19 protein-coding genes, 2 tRNA genes and 2 rRNA genes are annotated in these 24,218 nt (G+C 40.0%); all 23 read left to right on the top strand.

The window, feature by feature from the left end; genetic code table 11:
- The first annotated feature begins 3 nt into the window (after window positions 1-3).
- The 23 genes from CBM24_RS04525 (at window position 4) to CBM24_RS04615 (ending at window position 24,174) form a co-directional block, all read left to right on the top strand.
- On the top strand, window positions 4-336 hold the full coding sequence (locus CBM24_RS04525) for a hypothetical protein (protein ID WP_070566309.1): 333 nt from the start codon (window positions 4-6) through the stop codon (window positions 334-336).
- A 91-nt stretch (window positions 337-427) separates the two neighbouring features.
- Window positions 428-604, top strand: a complete 177-nt coding sequence (locus CBM24_RS27160) for a hypothetical protein (RefSeq protein WP_157625906.1) — start codon at window positions 428-430, stop codon at window positions 602-604.
- Window positions 605-616: 12 nt separating this feature from the next.
- On the top strand, window positions 617-781 hold the full coding sequence (locus tag CBM24_RS27165; RefSeq protein WP_157625908.1) for a hypothetical protein: 165 nt from the start codon (window positions 617-619) through the stop codon (window positions 779-781).
- Window positions 782-861: 80 nt separating this feature from the next.
- Window positions 862-1,455: a CPBP family intramembrane glutamic endopeptidase gene (locus CBM24_RS04530; RefSeq protein WP_070566311.1), complete on the top strand. Its 594-nt coding sequence runs from the start codon at window positions 862-864 to the stop codon at window positions 1,453-1,455.
- Between the two features lie 468 nt (window positions 1,456-1,923).
- Window positions 1,924-2,529, top strand: coding sequence for a DUF3267 domain-containing protein (locus tag CBM24_RS04535; protein WP_070566313.1), 606 nt, complete (start codon window positions 1,924-1,926; stop codon window positions 2,527-2,529).
- A gap of 146 nt (window positions 2,530-2,675) precedes the next feature.
- Window positions 2,676-2,807, top strand: a complete 132-nt coding sequence (locus CBM24_RS27875; RefSeq protein WP_262507981.1) for a hypothetical protein — start codon at window positions 2,676-2,678, stop codon at window positions 2,805-2,807.
- Between the two features lie 19 nt (window positions 2,808-2,826).
- A complete protein-coding gene (locus CBM24_RS04540) occupies window positions 2,827-3,675 on the top strand; it encodes a TraB/GumN family protein (protein WP_157698365.1) in 849 nt (282 codons plus the stop codon).
- A gap of 194 nt (window positions 3,676-3,869) precedes the next feature.
- Window positions 3,870-4,040 carry a DUF3267 domain-containing protein gene (locus CBM24_RS28010; RefSeq protein ID WP_368072491.1) on the top strand — a complete coding sequence of 57 codons (171 nt, stop codon included), beginning with the start codon at window positions 3,870-3,872 and terminating at the stop codon, window positions 4,038-4,040.
- A 231-nt stretch (window positions 4,041-4,271) separates the two neighbouring features.
- A complete protein-coding gene (locus tag CBM24_RS28015) occupies window positions 4,272-4,697 on the top strand; it encodes a CPBP family intramembrane glutamic endopeptidase (protein ID WP_070566315.1) in 426 nt (141 codons plus the stop codon).
- Between the two features lie 135 nt (window positions 4,698-4,832).
- Window positions 4,833-5,090 (top strand): TraB/GumN family protein, encoded by a 258-nt coding sequence (locus CBM24_RS28020; RefSeq protein ID WP_075991188.1) that lies wholly within the window; start codon window positions 4,833-4,835, stop codon window positions 5,088-5,090.
- 69 nt (window positions 5,091-5,159) lie between these two features.
- A complete protein-coding gene (locus CBM24_RS04560) occupies window positions 5,160-6,266 on the top strand; it encodes a hypothetical protein (RefSeq protein WP_145329983.1) in 1,107 nt (368 codons plus the stop codon).
- Between the two features lie 299 nt (window positions 6,267-6,565).
- A complete protein-coding gene (locus tag CBM24_RS04565; RefSeq protein WP_157698367.1) occupies window positions 6,566-7,678 on the top strand; it encodes a hypothetical protein in 1,113 nt (370 codons plus the stop codon).
- A gap of 353 nt (window positions 7,679-8,031) precedes the next feature.
- On the top strand, window positions 8,032-8,475 hold the full coding sequence (rplK, locus tag CBM24_RS04570; protein WP_070566323.1) for a 50S ribosomal protein L11: 444 nt from the start codon (window positions 8,032-8,034) through the stop codon (window positions 8,473-8,475).
- A 22-nt stretch (window positions 8,476-8,497) separates the two neighbouring features.
- A complete protein-coding gene (gene rplA, locus CBM24_RS04575; protein WP_046672240.1) occupies window positions 8,498-9,196 on the top strand; it encodes a 50S ribosomal protein L1 in 699 nt (232 codons plus the stop codon).
- 2 nt (window positions 9,197-9,198) lie between these two features.
- Entirely contained in the window at window positions 9,199-9,717 is a 519-nt protein-coding gene (rplJ, locus tag CBM24_RS04580) for a 50S ribosomal protein L10 (RefSeq protein ID WP_046672239.1), read from the top strand.
- Between the two features lie 78 nt (window positions 9,718-9,795).
- Complete coding sequence (gene rplL / locus CBM24_RS04585; RefSeq protein WP_002992785.1) at window positions 9,796-10,173, top strand: 50S ribosomal protein L7/L12; 378 nt, start codon at window positions 9,796-9,798, stop codon at window positions 10,171-10,173.
- A gap of 168 nt (window positions 10,174-10,341) precedes the next feature.
- Window positions 10,342-14,151: a DNA-directed RNA polymerase subunit beta gene (rpoB, locus tag CBM24_RS04590; protein ID WP_046672286.1), complete on the top strand. Its 3,810-nt coding sequence runs from the start codon at window positions 10,342-10,344 to the stop codon at window positions 14,149-14,151.
- Window positions 14,152-14,222: 71 nt separating this feature from the next.
- Window positions 14,223-18,500: a DNA-directed RNA polymerase subunit beta' gene (gene rpoC / locus CBM24_RS04595; protein WP_088160342.1), complete on the top strand. Its 4,278-nt coding sequence runs from the start codon at window positions 14,223-14,225 to the stop codon at window positions 18,498-18,500.
- 480 nt (window positions 18,501-18,980) lie between these two features.
- A complete protein-coding gene (locus tag CBM24_RS27170; protein ID WP_157698368.1) occupies window positions 18,981-19,142 on the top strand; it encodes a hypothetical protein in 162 nt (53 codons plus the stop codon).
- Window positions 19,143-19,255: 113 nt separating this feature from the next.
- Window positions 19,256-20,785: ribosomal RNA gene (locus CBM24_RS04600) — 16S ribosomal RNA — on the top strand.
- Between the two features lie 121 nt (window positions 20,786-20,906).
- A tRNA-Ile gene (locus tag CBM24_RS04605) sits at window positions 20,907-20,980 on the top strand.
- 11 nt (window positions 20,981-20,991) lie between these two features.
- A tRNA-Ala gene (locus CBM24_RS04610) sits at window positions 20,992-21,065 on the top strand.
- A gap of 227 nt (window positions 21,066-21,292) precedes the next feature.
- Window positions 21,293-24,174: ribosomal RNA gene (locus tag CBM24_RS04615) — 23S ribosomal RNA — on the top strand.
- Together the 16S and 23S rRNA genes with 2 tRNA genes alongside form the textbook arrangement of a ribosomal RNA operon.
- Window positions 24,175-24,218 lie beyond the last annotated feature (44 nt).

Below are 24,218 nucleotides of genomic sequence, written 5' to 3' on the forward strand. Positions count from 1 at the left end.
ATTATGAAGCTATTTCAATATATAGATCGGATTAATTTGTTGGACAAGTTGATCCGCCAAAGAAGGACGGGGACGCAGTCAGAACTAGCAGTCCGCCTCGGGCTTTCTGTGTCACGATTGGCCCGTATTATTGAATATCTTAGAGATATTGGTGCTCCAATTACTTTTGATAGATCGCTTAATACGTATTACTATGAAAAAGACTATTCAATCCAAATCAAGGTAGAGGTTCAGCAGGAAAATATTCATTTGCTGGATTTAAATCAGATGAGACAAGCAAATGCGGGTGATAATTTTATTTCAAATCATTTTCTGAATGCTTTTTTTGTGCATTGAGCAAAAGTAATTTAGTAGTGTTGATCAATAGAGCAGGAATCCGAAAAGGCTAACAATAGAGTAGGGACTAATTTTTTATAAATCAAAAAAAATGAATACATTAGATTTAAAAGGTTTCGGTGTTCAGGAAATGGATGCGAAAGAAATGGAAGTAGTTGATGGGGGATGGTGGCAAGCTGCTTTGGGGACATTTTTATATAATGTCGTTGCTGATTGGAGACAAAACGTTGCTGCATTTGAAAGAGGAATAAATGGTGAAGCTTTATAAACTTGTAAATTTATGAACAAAATAGAACTAACAGAATTGACTAATTCTGAGATTATTGAAGTAAACGGTGGAGATGGTATGACAGAAGCTTTTTTTTGGGTTTTAGGTCGATTTTTTCAGGCTCAACAGAGAGATCTAGATGGATCCATTGGTGGCCCTACAGCAATTCATGGGTAATTTAGTGCTTTGAAAATAAAAACTATTTTACGTAAGAACCTAAGTACTTTACTACTTAGGTTCGTCCTAATTTTGATTTATTGAAACAAAAAATAAAACTTTTAATATTTGGTACTTTACAATCAAGTATTATATTGATTGTGTTTTTTCTATTGTTTGGCTTAGATATAGCCTCCAATACTATTACCATGTCTGATCAATTTAATATCTTTCTAATATGTATCTGTACAGCTTTTTTTGAAGAGATTGTCTTTCGGTATTATTTGATTCGCGGGTTGAGTAGATTTTTTAATAAGAAAAAATCAGTAATAATTTCCGCTGTGTTATTTGCTGCATGTCATCTAGGAAATTCTCATTTTACGACCACAGCATTTGCTTCCCATTTTCTAGGTGGTATAATTTATGCATATGCTTATATTCATACGAAATCTATATATTATCCTGTTGGATTACACTTCGGTTGGAATTATATTCAATGGTTATTTTCACTTCCAATGAGTGGAACAACAAAAAGTGGTTTATATAGTCTTATTTTGCCAACCAATGATTATTGGTTGGGAGGAAATTATGGGATAGAAGGAGGGTTTGCAAGTCTTCTGATTAGGAGTATCTTGTTTGGCGTTATCTTATTTACAGTTTCCAGATATGAAAGAAATGCACACGTGAATTATTAGGTTTCGGTTTTCTATTAATGTTAACATTTTATTTATATATGGGCCCAAAATAAGTAAAAAAGGGGAGAGTAGCATGATATTGAAATTATTAAAAAGTTGTGAATATAAGAATTATTCCATTGGATTGGGCTTTAAATTAAGATATTTAAATTATGTTGTTAGTAAAAAGTCATAACTTGATTATTATATTTGGCTATCGAATTTTTCTAATTTTGCTACTTATCCGTGCAATGGTTGCACATAATCAAAAAAATAAAGCCCGTATATAAATTAATACCACTAAATAATGATGAATCGCAGGCTATAAGAATAAACTATGGTATAAATTTATAGGAGAAAAACATCTTCTATAAATATAATTTGAAGACATTATTACTTTTTCTACCCTAGTTCAAAGAAAGTAATGGTGTTTTGACTTGTGCTATTGGCAATTGAAGAGTAGTTGATGAGAATAATGTGAGAAAATTAATGAATGAATTAATAGATTATCCAGGGTTTGTTGTAGAGCCGAGATTGATTAGTATGTCTAAAGCTAACATGATAGGCATGTTGTTTTTCGCTGTTTTCATTCTCTTATACGGGATACCTTTTTGTTTACTGTGGGATCTAAAGGAAGAGCTGGCGGCGATTAAAGATAGCCTATATAATAAAGCTTCGAATGCATGGTGGGTTTATGGCATTGTCATTATTATCGGTGTCGTTCTTCATGAATTGATTCATGGTATTGTATTCGCATCCTTTGCGAAGCAAGGTTTCAAATCCATAAAGTTTGGAATTATTTGGAAAATGCTCACTCCATATGCTCATTGCAAAGAACCGTTACGGGTAAGACCTTATATGTTAGGTGTAGTTATGCCTTTTCTCCTTGTTGGCTTTTTACCCGCGATTTATTCAATTTTTACTGGAAATTTACCACTTTTATTTTTTGCAATTTTCTTCTCTGGTGCGGCAGTCGGAGATTTCATGATTTTAAATTTAATTTATAAAGAGAATAAAGATAACCTGGTACTTGATCATCCTACTGAGGGAGGTTGCTTTATTTTGAAAAAGGTTACTAATCCAGCGGATTTGTGATTACAAAACGATATTTGAGCTGAGATTATAGTCTAAATACTTGTGTGATAAATTCTTAACTTCCTAATTTTTCCTTTAGCCTCACCATTGTAATATAGATATATCCTAATGTTTATTTTTGGGACAGTAACTAAATCTAAATATTTATGGAAACTAAAATAATTTTATTATTTGTAGTAATAATAGCTATTCTGGCATTTTGTGTCTATCTGCTATCTAATGTCGGCGAATTTATTCGAGGATTTGAAGATGGTTTTAATGCGGCCAAAAATAAATAAAAACCTTAAATTTAAACGGATGAAAAAACACTTTATTCTTCTATTACTTTTTTTTATAATCACTTTTAGTGGTTTTGCGCAGGGGAATTCGATGCTGTGGAAAATCTCGGGAAATGGACTTAAACAAGATTCCTATCTGTTTGGTACGATCCACATGTTGTGCCCTGACGATTTTGAGATCAAACAAAAATGCCTGGATGCGCTTAATTCGAGTCAGAAAGTCGTATTTGAAGTGGATCTGTCGAAACCTGAAAATATGGAGGTCCTACAGGCATTTGCCGTACCTGACCCTAGTTTTATTAAAAACTTTACCGATAGCGAAGTGCGTAAAATGGATAGCGTCTTGTTGGCACAGCAGCTTTCAATTAAATTATTGGATCATGTTTCACCGGTAACAATGGCTTCCTTATTTTCAATGAAGGGCTTTAATTGTCCTGATCCAACAAAGTTGAAATCATATGAAATTGAACTATCGGCTCTGGCCTCCGCTCAGGGTAAAACAATTGGCGAACTTGAAACAGCAGATTATCAATTCGGGTTATTGAAAGACTTGATTACGCCAAAGTTATTTATGGACTGGGTATTGCAGTTGGATAAATATCCCGCTCTAACGGCCAAAATGGTCAATGCCTATAAAAATGAAAACCTCAAAGAATTAACTGCATTGATTGAGGATCCTACATGGATGTCTGTCGAACAGAAAGAAAAGCTCTTGACAGGGCGGAATATAAACTGGACAACGATTATTCCGAATTTGATCAAAGACCAGGGTTGCTTTATTGCTGTGGGAGCTGGACACCTGTCTGGTGAAAAGGGCTTGATCTCGTTACTTAGAGCAAAAGGTTATAGCTTGACGGCAATTGATTAGGATTGTTATTTTTTGAGATAAAGGAAGTATAGTCCCTTGATAGAATACGCTTATTGTTTTTCGATGGTCTCATCGTTTTATATGGAGTGCCCTTTTATTTATTGTGGGATCTAAAGAAAGAGCTGGCGGCAATTAAAGATCGCCTATATCATAAAGTTTCGAATGCATGATGGGTTTATGGCATTGTCATTATTATCGGTGTCGTTCTTAATGAATTGATTCATGGTATTGTATTCGTATCCTTTGCGAAGCAAGGTTTCAAATCTATAAAGTTTGGAATTATTTGGAAAATGCTCACCCCATATGCTCATTGCAAAGAACCGTTACGGGTAAGACCTTATATGTTAGGTGTAGTTATGCCTTAAAGTTTTAATTTATAACTTATGAAGTCGCTTAAGATCACTATCTAAAATGAAAAACGGACAATTTACGATGTGAAAATTGTCCGTTTTAGCTGGTTAAATTATTCTTTCATAACTTACTGTTGTAAAGGTTTATCCATATAGACTTATCATACAGTTTCATCAAAAAGGAAATACATGTCAAAATATATAAATCGATTGTTGAAATTACCTGTGCTTTATTTATATACTCTTATGCTAGTTTCTTATCTGAGTATTGATGTTTTGTGTCACGTAATACTTATTGATTTATTCAAGTTTGAATCGGTTTCAAATGCGGTAACTCGAGATCAAAGTATATTGAAAATATTCATATATGCACTAATTTTAGGGCCATTTTTTGAGACATTACTATTTCAATTTATACCCGTAAAACTTCTGTCTACATATGTTTTTTTTAAAAAGAAAAAAATATGGATAGTTTTAATTTCTGCCCTTCTTTTCGCTTTGACTCATTTATATAGCTCTTATTATTTCATTTATACTTTTTTGATGGGTATAAATTTAGTCTTATTCTTTTTTATTATGGAGTTTAAGAATAAAGGTTCAGGACTTTGGCATACCACATTGCTACATGCTATTATTAATCTAATGGTTTTTATCCATCAATATTTTAGATAAGAAAATTTTGGCGTGCAGTAATCGATTTCCAAAAAAATAGTCGAAATTGATGGGGGATAAGCTACATTGTACATTTTATAATGGTGTTTCTGATTGGAGCCAAAATGTTGCTATATTTGAGCGAAGTCTAAATAGTTGAGCTTTATAAAAGATGTATGCTACGAACAAAGTAAAGTTAACAGAATTCTGAATATAAACTGGATAACGATTATTCCGAATTTGATCAAAGATCAGGGTTGCTTTATTACTGTGGGAGCTGGACACCTCTCTGGTGAAAAGGGCTTGATCTGGTTACTTAGAGCAACAGGTTATAGCTTGATAGTAATTGATTTTATCTATGGATTGGGTTTACATCTATTGGTGAGCTTTATAGCCGTTCTCATGAAAATATAGGTATAAAAATAATGAGTTGCGCTACAGGCATGGCCAATATAGTAGCCTTTTAGTAGGTTGACTATGCATATGAAACTAAAATTTACATTTATTCTGATCTGTTTGTTAGCCGGGCTATTATGCAAAGCTCAGATACAGTTTGTCGGCGCTCAGAATAAGTTGCCAATTCCCTCATTAAATATTTACAATGAAAAAGGGACATTGATTGGATTTACAGATAAAACTGGTGTAACTCAGTTTCTCGATAATGGAGTGAAGAAGCAAAAACTACCATTAGCAGTTACGGTACAACATATCTCCTATGAAAACAAAACCTTTTCATTAGTATCGCTGGACGATAAACAACTATATTTTTTGGAGTCAAGACCTCAAGTCTTAAAAGAAGTCACTGTTACGGCAAAGCCAAAAGAAGTCGTGGTATTGAAAGGGTATTTCCGCTCCCTAGAGACATTTGATCATCAGTATAAGTATTTTTCGGACGGAATTGTAGAGTTTTATATTCCGTTGAAGAAGGGTAAACCTAAATATAGATTGATTGATTATCGTGTGTTTGTAGATTCTATTGTCGCTAAGGATTATAATGCAAAAATGCGATCTTTCTTCCAGATTCCTAGGATTACGGAAATAGATAATAGAAAATTAGCGGATCGATTAAATGATCTCGTTAAGGAAAACGATACGTCTAGCCGTATTCGCTTGTTGAAAAAAGGAAATGAGGTAGGGCACCTGACGACAGATGCTGATCGAAGTAATGTTCAATTGTATTTGGATAAGGTGTTGCCAGATACTGTAGTGAATGAAAAACTTTTTAGCCTAGAGGCGAAGACGTTTCACGAGGTTACAATTGAAAATTATAATGCAACCGAATTAAACAGCATGACGCCTTTCAATTTAACAGCCCTTTACCAAAATATTGTTGCGTCTTTAAAACGCAAAAAGGAATACGGCCATATCCCTTGTGAGATACTTAATGAATTTTATGTCATGGAGAATGGGTATATAACGGAAGAGGAATATAAATCTAATCAAAAGGGCTTGACGAAGAGTATTTACACAACGCTCCAAAAAAGCAATTATAAGACACGATTTTGGGAGAAGTTGGAAGACTATCATATTCCAGCGATCAACGATGGACTGGTAAAACAACTTGGTGAAAATCTCCAATTGATTAATTGATATTTAACGGTAATTTGTCGCTATATAACCACAGGTTGTGGTACAACTATATCATAATGTCTATTTTTGGGACAATAGTTAAATCTAAATAATTATGGAAATTAAGAAACTTTTAAAATTTGCAGCAGTAGTAGTGGTGCTCGCTCTCATCGTTTATGTCATCATGAATAGTAGCGCCTTTATTGATGCATTTAATGAAGGGTATAATAGGACCAGAAATAAATAAGTAGAATTATAGAAGATTATTGGATACTGTTAATCCCTAATTAATTAATAAAGGCCAAATAAAAAGGACTGAAATGAAATTTGAAATAAGAATAGGATTTGTTATCGGGATATTAACGATGATTTCTGTCTTGGCCAATGCACAAATTAAAGTCATTGATAGCCTAACACAGGAACCTATAAGTGGTGTCAATCTGTATGCGGATAACGGTAGCTTACTTGGTGCAACAAATATAGCCGGAGAAGTTGTGTTGGATTCGTTGAAACAGGAAAAAACCGTGAATCTAACTTTTCAGCATGTTGCCTATAGTAGTTTGATGGTGCCTTTTTCGGAAGTAAAGACGATGGGCAAGATCAAAATAGTTCCCCGATCAATTAAGATTGATGAGGTAGCGATAGGCGATCGGAGTAAGGCTGACTATGTTGTTTTAAAAGGGTATTTTCGGAACCTTACTTTACTTAATGATAAGATGGGATATTTTGTCGATGGCATAATTTCGTATTATATTCCACTAAAGAATAAGAAAGAAAAGGTTCGGTTTATTCTGAAGGGGTACCGCATTTTTGAAAATAAAAGTGCTACGCAAGATCTCGCAGATAAGATGGGAACTTTTTTTTCCTATAATCCAAGCGTGATCAATCTTAAAAACACTTCGATCGCCTATCAGTTGCCGAAAGGATTTCGGTTGGAGAAGGATAAAGGTCGGCGGTTTATAAAACAAGGGAGTACAAACATGGGTTTTGTACAAGTTTCCAACGAGGGAAAAGGGCAGGTATATCTAAATCGGGTAGCGCCGGGTACCTCAATTGACCGAAAGATATTTAAAATACAGGGCCGTCAACATAGTGGCGTAACGATAGAAACGTATGCGCATGTAACTCCGGATAATTTAACAATGGATCATTTGGTCAGTGTGGTTAGGTCATCTGTCGGTGGTCTTAAAAAAAAGAGCCAAACTGAATATATGCCGATAGAGTCATATGATGAATTTTATGTGCTAGAAAAGGAGTATATCACCACAGATCAATTTACTGAATACAAAAAGCAATTTGCAAAAAGTATATTTCTGAAAGGAAGCAGTGATTATCAGAGCACCTATTGGAATGATCTCGATAGGTACGGAATCCCCGCTTTGCCTAAAGGGGTTAATGGTCAACTGGGAAATATTTTAAAAATTAAAGAGTAGCCTCATCGGAGCTTACCATCGAATTATCAAAAATTGAAACCTAACCCGATGAAATACATGCTATATACGTTGGTTATTAGTGTTTTTTTATTGTATTTGTAAATAGTTTTGATGGCTTTTATGCTCGGGGTGAATAGAGAGGTCGGTGATATATTTGAAAAATAAACGAATGGATGCCAGCTTTTTAAAAAAAGTATAAATTCCTGAAAAATTAAAAGTTAGATACTTGCAGGATTCAAATCTTCTTATTAACTTTGCACCTCGGTTGGGGTGTTACGTCCTGGCCGATGAATGTTACGTTATTTGCTTCCAACTTACTAACAGACATTTAACAAAATTAAATTCAAAACAAAATGGCAAAAGAAGTCAGTGCGTTAGTAAAATTACAAGTTAAGGGCGGAGCTGCGAATCCTTCACCTCCAGTAGGACCTGCATTGGGTGCTAAAGGTGTGAATATCATGGATTTCTGTAAGCAGTTCAACGCTCGTACGCAAGACAAACCAGGTCAAGTATTGCCTGTTGTCATTACAGTTTACGCTGATAAATCATTTGATTTTATCATCAAGACTCCACCGGTAGCAGTTCAGTTGAAAGACGCTGCGAAATTAAAAAGTGGATCTGGCGAGCCTAACCGTAAAAAAGTTGCGGCTATCACTTGGGAACAAGTTGAGACAATCGCTAAAGATAAAATGCCTGATTTAAATGCATTTACTGTAGAGGCTGCTATGAAAATGGTAGCTGGTACAGCACGTAGTATGGGTATTACTGTATCAGGTAATGCTCCTTGGAACAATTAATTAAGAAATCAATTTAAGAAAAGTGGCTAGATTAACAAAAAATCAAAAAGCGGCACTATCCAAAATTGAAGCTGGTAAAGCATACTCTTTGAAAGAAGCTTCGGCTTTAGTTAAAGAAATCTCATTGACCAAATTTGATGCTTCTGTGGATATCGACGTTCGTTTGGGCGTAGATCCTCGTAAAGCAAATCAAATGGTTCGTGGTATTGCAACATTACCTCACGGTACTGGTAAAACTGTTCGTGTTTTAGTTTTATGTACTCCTGATAAGGAAGAAGAAGCTAAAGCGGCAGGTGCAGACTACGTAGGTTTAGATGATTACATCAGCAAAATTGAAGGTGGTTGGACTGACGTTGATATCATTATTACTATGCCTAGTGTTATGGCTAAAGTTGGTAAATTGGGTCGTATTTTAGGTCCAAGAAACTTGATGCCTAACCCTAAAACTGGTACAGTTACAACAGAAGTTGGTAAAGCTGTAACAGATGTAAAAGGTGGTAAGATCGATTTCAAAGTTGACAAAACCGGTATCATCCATACTTCTATTGGTAAAGCGTCGTTCGATGCAGATAAGATATATGATAACGCACTAGAGGTATTACAAACTCTAGCTCGTTTGAAACCATCTGCAGCTAAAGGAACTTACTTTAAAAGTATTCACATTTCCTCAACTATGAGTCCTGGTATTCATATTGAGACTAAATCAGTAGCAGGTATTTAATCATGAGAAAAGAAGAAAAACAAGAAATTGTTCTAGCTTTGGCCGAACAGATTAAATCTTACGGTAACTTCTACATTACCGATACTGCTGAGTTGTCAGTTGAAAAAGTGAATAACATTCGTCGTAAATGTTTTGAACAAGGCATCGAGATTAAAGCTGTGAAAAACACTTTAATCAAGAAAGCATTAATCGAAGCTGGTGTTGATGAAGAAGAAATCTTTGGAACGCTTAAAGGAGCGTCTACAATGATGTTTTCAGAAGTCGCTAATGCGCCTGCGAAATTAATCAAAGAATTGCGTAAATCAGGTGAAAAACCGTTGTTAAAAGCGGCTTTCATTGAAGCAACTGCATTCGTTGGAGATAATCAATTAACTGCATTAGTTAATCTTAAATCTAAAAACGAACTTATTGCGGACGTTATCGCAGCCTTGGAATCTCCTGCGAAAAATGTTATTTCAGCTCTTCAATCAGGAGGAAATACTGTTGCAGGTTTAGTAAAAGCTTTAGAAGAAAGAGGTTAACGAATCCTCTAGAACAGAAACATTCGTTACAATTTAATTAACAATTTTTATAAAGTACATTCAAAAATTCAAAATAAAATGGCAGATTTAAAACAACTTGCTGAACAGTTAGTTAACTTAACAGTAAAAGAAGTTAAAGAATTAGCTGATATCTTAAAAGACGAGTATGGCATCGAGCCTGCTGCTGCTGCTGTTGCTGTAGCTGCTGCTCCAGCTGAAGGTGGTGCTGCTGCTGCAGAAGAGAAAACTTCATTTGACGTTATCTTGAAAGAAGCTGGTGGTCAAAAATTAGCTGTAGTTAAATTGGTTAAAGATTTAGCTGGATTAGGCTTGAAAGAAGCTAAAGATTTAGTTGACGGAGCACCTAAAGAATTAAAAGCTGGTGTATCTAAAGACGAAGCAGAAGCTTTGAAAAAACAATTAGAAGAAGCTGGTGCTGTTGTTGAGATTAAATAATCTCAACTAATTAGCCCGAAAAGGTTTAGACTCTGACGATTTTTCGTCAGAGTCTATTCCTATTTATATCAATACGCCACTATGCTGTGTATATGCTGGGCACAGTGGAAAGGTGGTTTACAGCATAAGTGTAAGCGCAGTTTTTTTAAAACTAAAATTCATATTCCCTTGGCAAACAATAATATTCAACAAGAAAGAATAAACTTTGCGACAAGTAAGAAAGTATTGGAATATCCAGATTTCTTAGATGTGCAATTGGAATCTTTCAAGGAGTTTTTTCAATTAGAAACTACTTCTGACAACCGCCATCAGGAAGGGCTGTTCAAGGTATTCTCGGAAAACTTCCCTATTTCTGATTCAAGAAACATTTTTGTGCTAGAGTTTTTGGATTATTTCATTGATCCACCACGTTATGATATCCAAGAGTGTATCGAGCGCGGCTTGACTTATAGCGTTCCTTTAAAGGCTAAGTTAAAGTTATCTTGTAATGATGAAGAACACGAAGATTTCGAAACTATTGTTCAGGATGTATATTTAGGGACTATCCCTTATATGACTCCTAAAGGTACTTTCGTGGTAAATGGTGCAGAGCGTGTCATCGTATCGCAATTACACCGTTCACCAGGCGTTTTCTTTGGTCAAAGTAGACACACAAATGGTACTAAACTTTATTCTGCAAGGGTAATTCCTTTCAAAGGATCTTGGATCGAATTTGCAACTGACGTAAATAACGTCATGTATGCGTACATCGACCGTAAAAAGAAATTCCCAGTTACGACCTTATTGCGTGCTATCGGTTACGATTCGGATAAAGATATCTTAGAATTGTTCGATTTAGCGGATGAAGTAAAAGTTAGTAAATCTGGTCTTAAAAAATATGTTGGTCGTCGTCTTGCGGCTAGGGTATTGAAAAAATGGGTAGAAGATTTCGTGGATGAGGATACAGGTGAAGTTGTATCTATCGACCGTAACGAAATTATCCTTGAGCGTGAAACTGTTCTAGAAGAAGATCACATTGATTTGATTATCGAAGCTGGCGTTAAGTCTATTATCCTAGCGAAAGATGATGAATCAAACAATGCGGACTATTCTATTATATATAACACTTTACAAAAAGATACGTCCAACTCAGAAAAAGAAGCGGTAGAACATATCTATCGTCAATTGCGTAACGCTGAACCACCAGATGAGGAAACTGCTCGTGGTATCATCGATCGTTTATTCTTCTCTGACAAACGTTACGATTTAGGTGATGTAGGTCGTTACCGTATCAATCGTAAGTTGAAGTTGGGAACTCCGGATGATACGAAAGTATTGACCCGTGAGGATATCATTGCGATTGTGAAGTATTTGATCAATTTGATCAACTCTAAAGCTGAAGTAGATGATATTGACCACTTGTCAAACCGTCGTGTACGTACTGTAGGTGAACAATTATATGCTCAATTTGGTGTAGGTCTATCTCGTATGGCCCGTACAATCCGTGAGCGTATGAACATTCGTGATAATGAGGTGTTTACGCCAACCGATTTGATTAATGCTCGTACACTTTCGTCCGTAATCAATTCGTTCTTTGGTACAAACCAGTTGTCTCAGTTCATGGACCAAACTAATCCTCTTGCTGAAATTACGCACAAGCGTCGTTTGTCAGCTTTAGGTCCAGGTGGTCTTTCTCGTGAGCGTGCAGGTTTCGAGGTTCGTGACGTTCACTATACACACTACGGTCGTCTTTGTACAATTGAAACTCCTGAGGGTCCAAACATCGGTTTGATCTCCTCATTGGCTGTACATGCGAAAATTAACCACTTAGGATTTATCGAGACTCCTTACCGTAAGGTAAAAGATGGGGTTGTTGTGGTTGACGAGCCAGTCGTATATTTATCTGCTGAGGATGAAGATGGTAAAACAATCGCACAAGCGAATGCTTTGTATGATGACAAAGGTAATTTCGAAGATGCGAAAGTGAAAGCCAGATATGAGGGTGACTTCCCAATTATCGAGCCTAATATGCTTGATTATATGGACGTTGCTCCAAACCAAATTACATCTATTGCGGCTTCATTAATTCCTTTCTTGGAACATGATGATGCCAACCGTGCATTGATGGGATCGAACATGCAACGTCAGGCCGTGCCTGTATTGCGTCCACAAGCTCCTATCGTAGGTACTGGTCTTGAAGGTCGTGTAGCGAAAGATTCACGTACATTGATCAATGCGGAAGGTCATGGTGTAGTAGAATATGTAGATGCTGATGAAATCAAAATCCGTTACGACAGAAACGACGATGATCGTCTTGTATCATTCGATGATGATGTCAAAACGTATAAATTGATCAAATTCAAGAAAACCAACCAAAATACATGTATGAACTTGAAGCCTATCGTTAAGAAAGGTCAACGAGTTGAACCAGGACAGGTATTATGTGAAGGTTATGCAACTGAAAATGGTGAATTGGCATTAGGTCGTAACTTGAAAGTAGCGTTCATGCCTTGGCAAGGATATAACTTTGAGGATGCGATCGTAATTTCTGAGCGTGTAGCGAAAGAAGACTGGTTTACTTCTCTTCACATTGAAGAATTCGAACTTGAAGTTCGTGATACAAAACGTGGTGAGGAAGAGTTAACAGCTGATATTCCTAACGTATCTGAAGAAGCGACAAAAGACTTAGACGAAAACGGTATCATCCGTATCGGTGCTGAAGTTGGTGGTGGTGATATCTTAATTGGTAAAATCACACCTAAAGGTGAGTCAGATCCTTCTCCAGAAGAGAAATTATTGCGTGCAATCTTTGGTGACAAAGCTGGTGACGTGAAAGATGCTTCATTGAAAACTCCACCGTCATTAAAAGGTGTTGTTATCGATACGAAGTTATTCTCGCGTGCGAAGAAAATGTCTAAAGAGGTTGAGCGTAAAACTTTAGAGAAACTAGAGGTTGCTCACGATAGAGCAGTTAAATCATTGAAAGATCGTTTGGTTGAAAAATTATTCACTGTCGTGAATGGTAAAACAAGCCAAGGGGTATACAATGTCTATAAAGAGTTGTTGGTTGCTAAGGGAGCTAAGTTTACGCAAAAAATCCTGGCTGAATTAGATTACAACAACATCAACCCAATGGGATGGACAACTGACGAAGATAAAAACGAGTTGATCAAAATGGCCCTTCATAATTACAATATCAAAATTAATGAAGAGCTAGGTTCATTCAAACGTGATAAATTCGCAGTATCTGTCGGTGATGAACTTCCATCAGGAATTGTGCAGATGGCTAAAGTTTACGTTGCTAAAAAACGTAAGTTGAAAGTAGGGGATAAGATGGCCGGTCGTCACGGTAACAAAGGTATCGTTGCACGTATCGTACGTGATGAGGATATGCCATTCTTAGAAGATGGAACACCGGTTGATATCGTGTTGAACCCACTAGGGGTACCTTCACGGATGAACTTGGGACAGATCTACGAAACCGTATTGGGTTGGGCAGGTCAAAAATTGGGTGTGAAATTTGCTACACCTATCTTTGATGGTGCTGAAATGGATCAAGTACAAGATTGGGTTGCGAAAGCTGGCCTACCAAAATCTGGACGTACATATTTGTACAACGGATTGACAGGTGACCGTTTCGATCAACCGACGACAGTGGGTGTAATCTACATGTTGAAATTAGGTCACATGGTTGATGATAAAATGCACGCACGTTCAATCGGTCCGTACTCATTGATCACACAACAACCTCTGGGTGGTAAAGCGCAATTCGGTGGTCAACGTTTCGGTGAGATGGAGGTTTGGGCATTGGAAGCATTCGGTGCGTCTAACATCCTTCAAGAAATCTTGACTGTGAAATCGGATGACGTGGTTGGTCGTGCCAAAACTTACGAGGCAATCGTAAAAGGTAACAACCTTCCGACACCATCGGTACCAGAATCGTTCAACGTATTGGTACACGAGTTACGTGGATTGGGTCTAGATATCACATTGGATTAATTAAGCAAATAGGGCTTTGAAGGGCTCAGTCCTTCAAAGCTTCTTTATAAAGCTTTAACTTTTGAATAAGTATGTCTTACAAAAAAGATAATAAAATTAAAAGCAACTTCACTTCGATTACGATCAGCTTGGCTTCTCCAGAAACTATTTTGGAACGCTCAAGTGGTGAAGTTACAAAACCGGAAACGATTAACTATCGTACCTACAAACCAGAACGTGACGGTTTATTCTGTGAGCGCATTTTTGGTCCTGTGAAGGACTACGAATGTCACTGTGGTAAATACAAACGTATCCGTTATAAAGGTATCGTATGTGACCGTTGTGGTGTTGAAGTAACTGAGAAAAAAGTACGTCGTGAGCGTATGGGACACATCAATTTGGTTGTTCCTGTTGCACACATCTGGTACTTCCGTTCTCTTCCTAATAAAATTGGTTATTTATTGGGGCTTCCTACCAAGAAATTGGATATGATCATTTACTACGAACGTTATGTGGTTATCCAAGCTGGTATTAAGGAAGAAGATGGTATCAACTTTATGGACTTCTTGACTGAAGAAGAATATTTAGATATTTTAGATACCTTACCAAAAGAAAATCAATATTTAGACGATAACGATCCTCAAAAATTCGTTGCCAAGATGGGTGCTGAGGCGTTAGAAGATTTGTTGAAACGTATTGATTTGGATCAATTGTCATACGATTTACGTCACCAAGCTGCTAACGAAACTTCTCAACAACGTAAAAATGAAGCGTTAAAACGCCTTCATGTGGTTGAGGCTTTCCGTAGTTCACGTGAAAATATCGAGAATCGTCCGGAATGGATGATTGTGAAAATCGTTCCAATCATTCCACCTGAATTACGTCCTTTAGTGCCTTTGGATGGTGGTCGTTTTGCGACTTCGGATTTGAATGACTTATACCGTCGTGTGATTATCCGTAACAACCGTCTAAAACGTTTGATCGAAATCAAGGCTCCTGAAGTAATCTTACGTAACGAAAAACGTATGCTTCAAGAAGCGGTAGACTCTTTGTTTGACAACTCACGTAAAGTGAACGCTGTTAAGACAGAAGGTAACCGTGCATTGAAGTCTTTATCTGATATTTTGAAAGGTAAACAAGGTCGTTTCCGTCAAAACTTGTTAGGTAAGCGTGTGGATTATTCGGCTCGTTCGGTAATTGTTGTAGGTCCTCACTTGAAATTACACGAGTGTGGTCTTCCTAAAGATATGGCTGCGGAACTTTACAAACCGTTTATCATTCGTAAGATGATCGAGCGTGGTATTGTAAAAACAGTAAAATCAGCTAAAAAAATCGTTGATCGTAAAGATCCTGTGGTATGGGATATCCTTGAAAATGTATTGAAAGGTCACCCTGTATTGCTAAACCGTGCACCTACGCTTCACCGTTTGGGTATTCAGGCTTTCCAACCTACATTAGTAGAGGGTAAAGCTATTCAATTACACCCATTAGTGTGTACAGCGTTCAACGCCGATTTTGACGGTGACCAGATGGCAGTCCACTTACCGCTTGGTAATGCTGCAGTTTTGGAAGCCCAAATCTTAATGTTAGGTGCGCACAATATCTTAAACCCTGCGAATGGTTCACCGATCACAGTACCATCTCAAGACATGGTATTGGGTCTTTACTATATTACTAAAGGCCGTAGAACTGCTGGCGATCACATCGTAAGAGGTCAAGATATGACTTTCTATTCGGCTGAAGAGGTTATCATCGCTTTAAATGAGAAGCAAATTGACCTTCACGCTTGGATTAAAGTAAAAACAAAAGTTAGACAAAAAGATGGTAGCATCGTTGATACCTTATTAGAAACAACTGTAGGTCGTGTGATCTTCAACCAAGTTGTTCCTGACGAAATGGGATTTGTCAATGAATTGCTTACGAAAAAATCTTTGCGTAATATCATTGGTGAAATTGTGAAGACTACGGGTATGGCCCGTGCAGCACAGTTCTTGGATGATATGAAAGAATTGGGATATCAAACGGCCTTCAAAGGTGGTCTTTCGTTCAACTTGGAAGATTTGAACATTCCTGCTGCGAAAGCTGAATTGATTCAACAAGCAACTAACGAGGTTGAAGAAGTAATGAATAACTATAACATGGGTTTCATTACAAACAACGAACGTTACAACCAAATCATCGATATCTGGACGCGTATCAACAACAGATTGACGGCACACGTTATGGATATTCTTTCGAATGATAACCAAGGATTCAACTCAGTTTACATGATGTTGGATTCTGGAGCCCGTGGTTCGAAAGAGCAGATCCGTCAGTTATGTGGTATGCGTGGTTTGATGGCAAAACCTCAAAAATCAGGTACTTCTGGTGGTGAGATTATCGAAAACCCGATCTTGTCAAACTTTAAAGAAGGTTTGTCCGTATTGGAGTACTTTATCTCTACCCACGGTGCGCGTAAAGGTCTTGCCGATACAGCATTGAAAACAGCGGATGCGGGTTACTTGACACGTCGTTTACATGACGTAGCGCAAGATATGATCGTTGTGGAACAAGATTGTGGTGGTTTACGTGGTATTTATACAACAGCATTGAAAGATAATGATGATGTTGTTGAACCATTGTTCGATCGTATTTTGGGTCGTACACCATTGCATGATGTTCTTCATCCGGATACTGACGAATTGATCGTTTCTGCAAATGAAGATATCACTGAGGAAATTGCCGAAACTATCGAAAAAGCAGGTATCGAAGGAATTGAGATTCGTACGGTATTAACTTGTGAGTCTAAGCGTGGTGTTTGTGCTTGTTGTTACGGACGTAACTTGGCGTCAGGTAAGCGTGTTCAGTTAGGTGAAGCTGTGGGTGTTATCGCCGCTCAATCAATTGGTGAGCCAGGTACACAGTTGACACTTCGTACATTCCACGTGGGTGGTACGGCATCGAACATTGCTGCTGATTCAAGTATCATTTCTAAATACGATGGTAAAATCGAATTTGAAAACGTACGTACTGTTTCGCAAACAAACGATAATGGCACACATCAGGTAGTCTTAGGACGTTCTGGTGAGGTTAAGATCATTGATACACATAATAAAATCGTATTCCAACAAAATATCCCTTATGGTTCACAGTTGTTCGTTGAGGATGGCGGTACAGTAGCTAAAGGCGATAAATTGGTCGAATGGGATCCATATAATGCAGTAATTATTTCTGAATTTGCTGGTAAAGTTGAATTTGACGCAATTATCGAAGGTGTTACCTTCCGTGAAGAGTCAGATGAGCAAACTGGTCACAAAGAGAAGGTAATTATTGAAACACGTGATAAAACGAAAAACCCATCCATCAAGATTCTTGATAAATCGGGAGAGGTTATTCGTACCTACAATATCCCGGTAGGCGCCCACGTTGCAGTTGCTAATGGTGTAACAGTGAAAGAAGGTGGTATCCTCGTTAAAATCCCTCGTTCTACAGGTAAAACGCGAGATATCACAGGTGGTCTACCACGTGTAACGGAGTTATTCGAAGCACGTAACCCTTCTAACCCTGCTGTAGTAACAGAAATCGACGGTGTGGTAACATTGGGTGGTGTGAAACGTGGTAACCGTGAGATGTCTATCGAGTCTCGTGATGGTCAAATCAAGAAATACTTGGTACCTCTTTCTAAACATATCCTTGTTCAGGATAATGACTTTGTGAAAGCTGGTATGCCATTATCAGATGGTTCGATCTCTCCTGCGGATATCTTGTCGATCAAAGGTCCATCAGCGGTGCAACATTACATTGTGAATGGTATCCAAGAGGTATACCGTCTGCAAGGTGTGAAGATCAACGATAAACACTTCGAGACGATCGTTCACCAAATGATGCAAAAAGTTAACATCGAAGATCCTGGAGATACTCGTTTCTTAGAAAAAGAAGCCGTTAACAAATGGGATTTCATGGAAGAAAATGATTCTTTGTTTGACAAGAAAGTTGTTGTTGATGCAGGGGACTCCAATAATTTACGTCCGGGACAAATTGTTTCTTTACGTAAGTTGAGAGAAGAGAACTCTAGTCTGAAACGTCGTGACTTAAAACTTGTTGAAGTTCGTGAAGCAATTCCGGCGACTTCAAGTCCATTGTTGCAAGGTATTACCAGAGCTTCATTGGGTACGAAATCGTTCATCTCTGCTGCCTCTTTCCAAGAGACTACAAAAGTGTTGAACGAGGCTGCTATCGCAGGTAAACGTGATAACTTATTAGGTTTGAAAGAAAACGTAATTGTTGGTCACTTGATCCCTTCTGGTACAGGTATCCGTCAATACAGCAATTTAATCGTGGGCTCTCGCGAGGAGTACGATCAATTGTTGGCTTCGAAAGAAGAAGATTAATCGTTACTCGATTATTTTATATAGGAAGGTCCAGACATTCGTCTGGACCTTTTTTGTTTCGATAACGACCTTATATGATATTGAAGAAGGTCGTAAAATATATTTGACTTGCTTTTTTAGCGGTGAAATTGCTTGTTAAGGAAGGGGGCGAACTGAAATTTATAGCAAGCAGCTTGGCCGTTTAATTGGTTAATTTTACCTGATAGGACGGTTTAAAGCATAGCTATCTTAAATGAATCGTTCAATGTTACAGTTAGTTAACTTTAATATTAAAAAATAATAAACAAAAGGCTTGGAAGTGATTGTAAAAACTCCCTATCTTTGCACCACTCCGCAAGGGAGGGACGGTTACCTCGAAAAAGGGAATCCTGAAAAAAGAAGGGTTTAAGAGAAGTCTGGCAGGATTTAAAATCCCGCTCAGTTTATTTTAAACGCGGAAATCGAAAAAAGGGAAAAGAAAAAAAAAACTTCAAAAAGTTTTTGGAAGTTCAGAAAAGATTTCTACCTTTGCAGTCCCAACGGAAACGAAGGGAAAAACAAAACGATAAAGAGGGGCGCAATGCCCATCGGAATATAGCGGATACGGAAGTTGAAGCGACAAAGTTCTTTAAGAAAACACAATCATGTAAGCGTGACGAGTAGACAAACGAAAGTCATGAACAAATTCAAGTAATTCGTTCAATTCGATCCAAGATCAGAGATATAAAAAAAGAATTCTGATTATTATAAATAGTTGGAATCAAAAACTTCATTTTACAATGGAGAGTTTGATCCTGGCTCAGGATGAACGCTAGCGGCAGGCCTAATACATGCAAGTCGGACGGGATCCATCGGAGAGCTTGCTCGAGGATGGTGAGAGTGGCGCACGGGTGCGTAACGCGTGAGCAACCTACCTCTATCAGGGGGATAGCCTCTCGAAAGAGAGATTAACACCGCATAATATAATTTCCCGGCATCGAGGAATTATTAAATATTTATAGGATAGAGATGGGCTCGCGTGACATTAGCTAGTTGGTAGGGTAACGGCTTACCAAGGCGACGATGTCTAGGGGCTCTGAGAGGAGAATCCCCCACACTGGTACTGAGACACGGACCAGACTCCTACGGGAGGCAGCAGTAAGGAATATTGGTCAATGGGCGGAAGCCTGAACCAGCCATGCCGCGTGCAGGAAGACTGCCCTATGGGTTGTAAACTGCTTTTGTCCAGGAATAAACCTCTTTACGAGTAGAGAGCTGAATGTACTGGAAGAATAAGGATCGGCTAACTCCGTGCCAGCAGCCGCGGTAATACGGAGGATCCGAGCGTTATCCGGATTTATTGGGTTTAAAGGGTGCGTAGGCGGCCTATTAAGTCAGGGGTGAAATACGGTGGCTCAACCATCGCAGTGCCTTTGATACTGATGGGCTTGAATCCATTTGAAGTGGGCGGAATAAGACAAGTAGCGGTGAAATGCATAGATATGTCTTAGAACTCCGATTGCGAAGGCAGCTCACTAAGCTGGTATTGACGCTGATGCACGAAAGCGTGGGGATCGAACAGGATTAGATACCCTGGTAGTCCACGCCCTAAACGATGATAACTCGATGTTGGCGATAGACAGCCAGCGTCCCAGCGAAAGCGTTAAGTTATCCACCTGGGGAGTACGCCCGCAAGGGTGAAACTCAAAGGAATTGACGGGGGCCCGCACAAGCGGAGGAGCATGTGGTTTAATTCGATGATACGCGAGGAACCTTACCCGGGCTTGAAAGTTAGTGAAGAGTGCAGAGACGCACTCGTCCTTCGGGACACGAAACTAGGTGCTGCATGGCTGTCGTCAGCTCGTGCCGTGAGGTGTTGGGTTAAGTCCCGCAACGAGCGCAACCCCTATGTTTAGTTGCCAGCATGTAATGGTGGGGACTCTAAACAGACTGCCTGTGCAAACAGAGAGGAAGGTGGGGACGACGTCAAGTCATCATGGCCCTTACGTCCGGGGCTACACACGTGCTACAATGGATGGTACAGCGGGCAGCTACATAGCAATATGATGCTAATCTCTAAAAGCCATTCACAGTTCGGATTGGGGTCTGCAACTCGACCCCATGAAGTTGGATTCGCTAGTAATCGCGTATCAGCAATGACGCGGTGAATACGTTCCCGGGCCTTGTACACACCGCCCGTCAAGCCATGAAAGTTGGGGGTACCTAAAGCATGTTACCGAAAGGAGCGTGTTAGGGTAAAACCGATAATTGGGGCTAAGTCGTAACAAGGTAGCCGTACCGGAAGGTGCGGCTGGAATACCTCCTTTCTAGAGTATCGAAGATCGGTGCTCGTCACGTTACATATGATTGCAGGAAGAAAAAACATCAGAAGAAAGTGCCCGCCCCTAAGGGAGCAGGACCGAGAGAAAGAGATGAACAAGATAAGCTAGTCCCGTAGCTCAGTTGGTTAGAGCACTACACTGATAATGTAGGGGTCAGCAGTTCAAATCTGCTCGGGACTACGAAAACGAATGGGGAATTAGCTCAGCTGGCTAGAGCACCTGCCTTGCACGCAGGGGGTCAACGGTTCGAATCCGTTATTCTCCACATCTCCGGTGAAGTATATAAAGATATACTTCAGGATACCGGAAAAAGAGTTCTTTGACATATTGAAAGAGAAAAAAAATTACAAGAGAAGACAACAGTATAGAGACAATACGTGTATGTGTCTGAAGTAAGGGAGAGACCCTCGGTGAATGCCGGACGATCCCGAACCTAGCATATGTGTATATATATCAAAAGCAGCCGCATAGTAGCAAAAGGCTATGCCGGTGAAGAAAGTAAATAAGGGCACACGGGGGATGCCTAGGCTCTCAGAGGCGAAGAAGGACGTGATAAGCTGCGATAAGCTTTGGGGATTGGCAAATGCGACTTGATCCAGAGATTTCCGAATGGGGCAACCTGACTATTTGAAGAATAGTCGTATAAAACGCGAACGCGCTGAACTGAAACATCTAAGTAGGCGTAGGAGAAGAAAATAACAATGATTTCCCAAGTAGTGGCGAGCGAACGGGAAAGAGCCCAAACCGATCATGTTACGGCATGGTCGGGGTTGTAGGACCACGACATTGTACAGCGCTATGAACTGGAAGCAGGTGGGAAACTGCGCAATAAGGGTGAGAGCCCCGTACAGGTAAAGAATGTTGACATAGTGGTATCCTGAGTACCGCGGGACCGGAGAAATCCTGTGGGAATCCACCAGCACCATCTGGTAAGGCTAAATACTCCTGAGAGACCGATAGTGAACCAGTACCGTGAGGGAAAGGTGAAAAGAACCCCGAACAGGGGAGTGAAAAGAACCTGAAACCGTGTGCTTACAAGCGGTTGGAGCAGGCAGGTCCTGTGACAGCGTGCCTTTTGCATAATGAGCCTACGAGTTACTCTTGTCTGGCAAGGTTAAGTCCTTCAGGGACGCAGCCGAAGCGAAAGCGAGTCTTAATAGGGCGCATAGTCAGATGAGGTAGACGCGAAACCTTGTGATCTACCCTTGGGCAGGTTGAAGTTGCAGTAACATGTAATGGAGGACCGAACCGATAAACGTTGAAAAGTTTCCGGATGACCTGAGGGTAGGGGTGAAAGGCCAATCAAACTGGGAAATAGCTCGTACTCCCCGAAATGTTTTTAGGAACAGCGTCGGCGTAGAGTTTGATAGAGGTAGAGCTACCGATTGGGTGCGGGGGAGTCAAATCCTACCAAATCCAGACGAACTCCGAATGCTATCAAATATAGCCGGCAGTGAGGCTTTGGGTGCTAAGGTCCAAGGCCGAGAGGGAAAGAACCCAGACCATCAGCTAAGGTCCCCAAATTCGTTCTAAGTTGAACTAACGAGGTCCGGTTGCCCAGACAGCTAGGATGTTGGCTTGGAAGCAGCCATTCATTTAAAGAGTGCGTAACAGCTCACTAGTCGAGCGGCCGGGCGTGGATAATAAACGGGCATCAAGAACGGTACCGAAGCTATGGATTTGCATTGAAAGATATGCATCTGGTAGGGGAGCATTCCATCGCCGGGGAAGCAGTTTGGCAATGAACTGTGGAGGTTATGGAAAAGCAAATGTAGGCATAAGTAACGATAAGGCGGGTGAGAAACCCGCCCACCGAAAGACCAAGGTTTCCTGATCAACGTTAATCGGATCAGGGTCAGTCGGGACCTAAGGCGCACCCGAAGGGGGCAAGCCGATGGACAACTGGTTAATATTCCAGTACTCTTCATAACTGCGATGTGGTGACGGAGTAGTGACACTGCCGCGAACTGACGGAATAGTTCGTTGAAAGGCGTAGGTATAGGGACGGTAGGCAAATCCGCCGACCCTGCTGAAACCCAATAGTACAGCAAAGCTCCGGTGGCGCTGATAGAGCAGGTAAACAGACTTCCAAGAAAACCCGCTAAGCTTCAGGTTATGAAGACCCGTACCGCAAACCGACACAGGTGGTCGAGGAGAGAATCCTAAGGTGCTCGAGTGAGTCATGGCTAAGGAACTCGGCAAAATGGCCCTGTAACTTCGGGAGAAGGGGCGCTGTCTCGTAAGAGCAGCCGCAGTGAAAAGGCCCAGGCGACTGTTTAACAAAAACATATGGCTTTGCAAAATCGCAAGATGAAGTATAAGGCCTGACACCTGCCCGGTGCTGGAAGGTTAAGAGGGGATGTCATCGCAAGAGAAGCATTGAATCGAAGCCCCAGTAAACGGCGGCCGTAACTATAACGGTCCTAAGGTAGCGAAATTCCTTGTCGGGTAAGTTCCGACCTGCACGAATGGTGTAACGATCTGGGCGCTGTCTCAGCCATGAGCTCGGTGAAATTGTGGTATCGGTGAAGACGCCGATTACCCGCAACGGGACGGAAAGACCCCATGCACCTTCACTATAGCTTAACATTGAGATTGGGTACAGGATGTGTAGGATAGGCGGGAGATGTTGAAGTGGCTTCGCCAGGAGTCATGGAATCAACCTTGAAATACCGCCCTTTCTGTATTCGGTTTCTAACTCGGCAATGCCGAGGACATTGTTTGGTGGGTAGTTTGACTGGGGTGGTCGCCTCCAAAAAGGTAACGGAGGCTTTCAAAGGTAAGCTCAGTACGCTTGGTAACCGTACGTGGAGTGCAATGGCATAAGCTTGCTTGACTGTGAGACCGACAAGTCGAACAGGGTCGAAAGACGGACATAGTGATCCGGTGGTTCTGTATGGAAGGGCCATCGCTCAAAGGATAAAAGGTACGCTGGGGATAACAGGCTGATCTCCCCCAAGAGCTCATATCGACGGGGAGGTTTGGCACCTCGATGTCGGCTCGTCACATCCTGGGGCTGGAGAAGGTCCCAAGGGTTGGGCTGTTCGCCCATTAAAGTGGCACGCGAGCTGGGTTCAGAACGTCGCGAGACAGTTCGGTCCCTATCTGTTGTGGGCGTTGGAAGTTTGAGTGGATCTGACCTTAGTACGAGAGGACCGGGTTGGACAGACCTCTGGTGAACCTGTTATGCCGCCAGGTGTACGGCAGGGTAGCTACGTCTGGAATAGATAAGCGCTGAAAGCATCTAAGTGCGAAACTAGCCACGAGATGAGACTTCCTTATAGGGTCGTAGAAGATGACTACGTTGATAGGCCATAGGTGTAAAGGTTGAGAGACCAAAGCCAAGTGGTACTAATAGCCCGAAGCTTTCTCAAGCAGACAGACACTGTTGTCTTCCTCTTTAATTTTTGAAACAAAC

It is taken from the genome of Sphingobacterium sp. G1-14 (genome assembly GCF_002196555.1).
Lineage (GTDB): Bacteria > Bacteroidota > Bacteroidia > Sphingobacteriales > Sphingobacteriaceae > Sphingobacterium > Sphingobacterium siyangense.

Coding starts and splice junctions, on each gene's coding strand:
- CBM24_RS04525 (WP_070566309.1), top strand. CDS start 4: ATGAAGCTATTTCAATATATAGATCGGATTAATTTGTTGGACAAGTTG.
- CBM24_RS27160 (WP_157625906.1), top strand. CDS start 428: ATGAATACATTAGATTTAAAAGGTTTCGGTGTTCAGGAAATGGATGCG.
- CBM24_RS27165 (WP_157625908.1), top strand. CDS start 617: ATGAACAAAATAGAACTAACAGAATTGACTAATTCTGAGATTATTGAA.
- CBM24_RS04535 (WP_070566313.1), top strand. CDS start 1,924: ATGAATGAATTAATAGATTATCCAGGGTTTGTTGTAGAGCCGAGATTG.
- CBM24_RS27875 (WP_262507981.1), top strand. CDS start 2,676: ATGGAAACTAAAATAATTTTATTATTTGTAGTAATAATAGCTATTCTG.
- CBM24_RS04540 (WP_157698365.1), top strand. CDS start 2,827: ATGAAAAAACACTTTATTCTTCTATTACTTTTTTTTATAATCACTTTT.
- CBM24_RS28015 (WP_070566315.1), top strand. CDS start 4,272: ATGCTAGTTTCTTATCTGAGTATTGATGTTTTGTGTCACGTAATACTT.
- CBM24_RS04560 (WP_145329983.1), top strand. CDS start 5,160: ATGAAACTAAAATTTACATTTATTCTGATCTGTTTGTTAGCCGGGCTA.
- CBM24_RS04565 (WP_157698367.1), top strand. CDS start 6,566: ATGAAATTTGAAATAAGAATAGGATTTGTTATCGGGATATTAACGATG.
- rplK (WP_070566323.1), top strand. CDS start 8,032: ATGGCAAAAGAAGTCAGTGCGTTAGTAAAATTACAAGTTAAGGGCGGA.
- rplJ (WP_046672239.1), top strand. CDS start 9,199: ATGAGAAAAGAAGAAAAACAAGAAATTGTTCTAGCTTTGGCCGAACAG.
- rplL (WP_002992785.1), top strand. CDS start 9,796: ATGGCAGATTTAAAACAACTTGCTGAACAGTTAGTTAACTTAACAGTA.
- rpoC (WP_088160342.1), top strand. CDS start 14,223: ATGTCTTACAAAAAAGATAATAAAATTAAAAGCAACTTCACTTCGATT.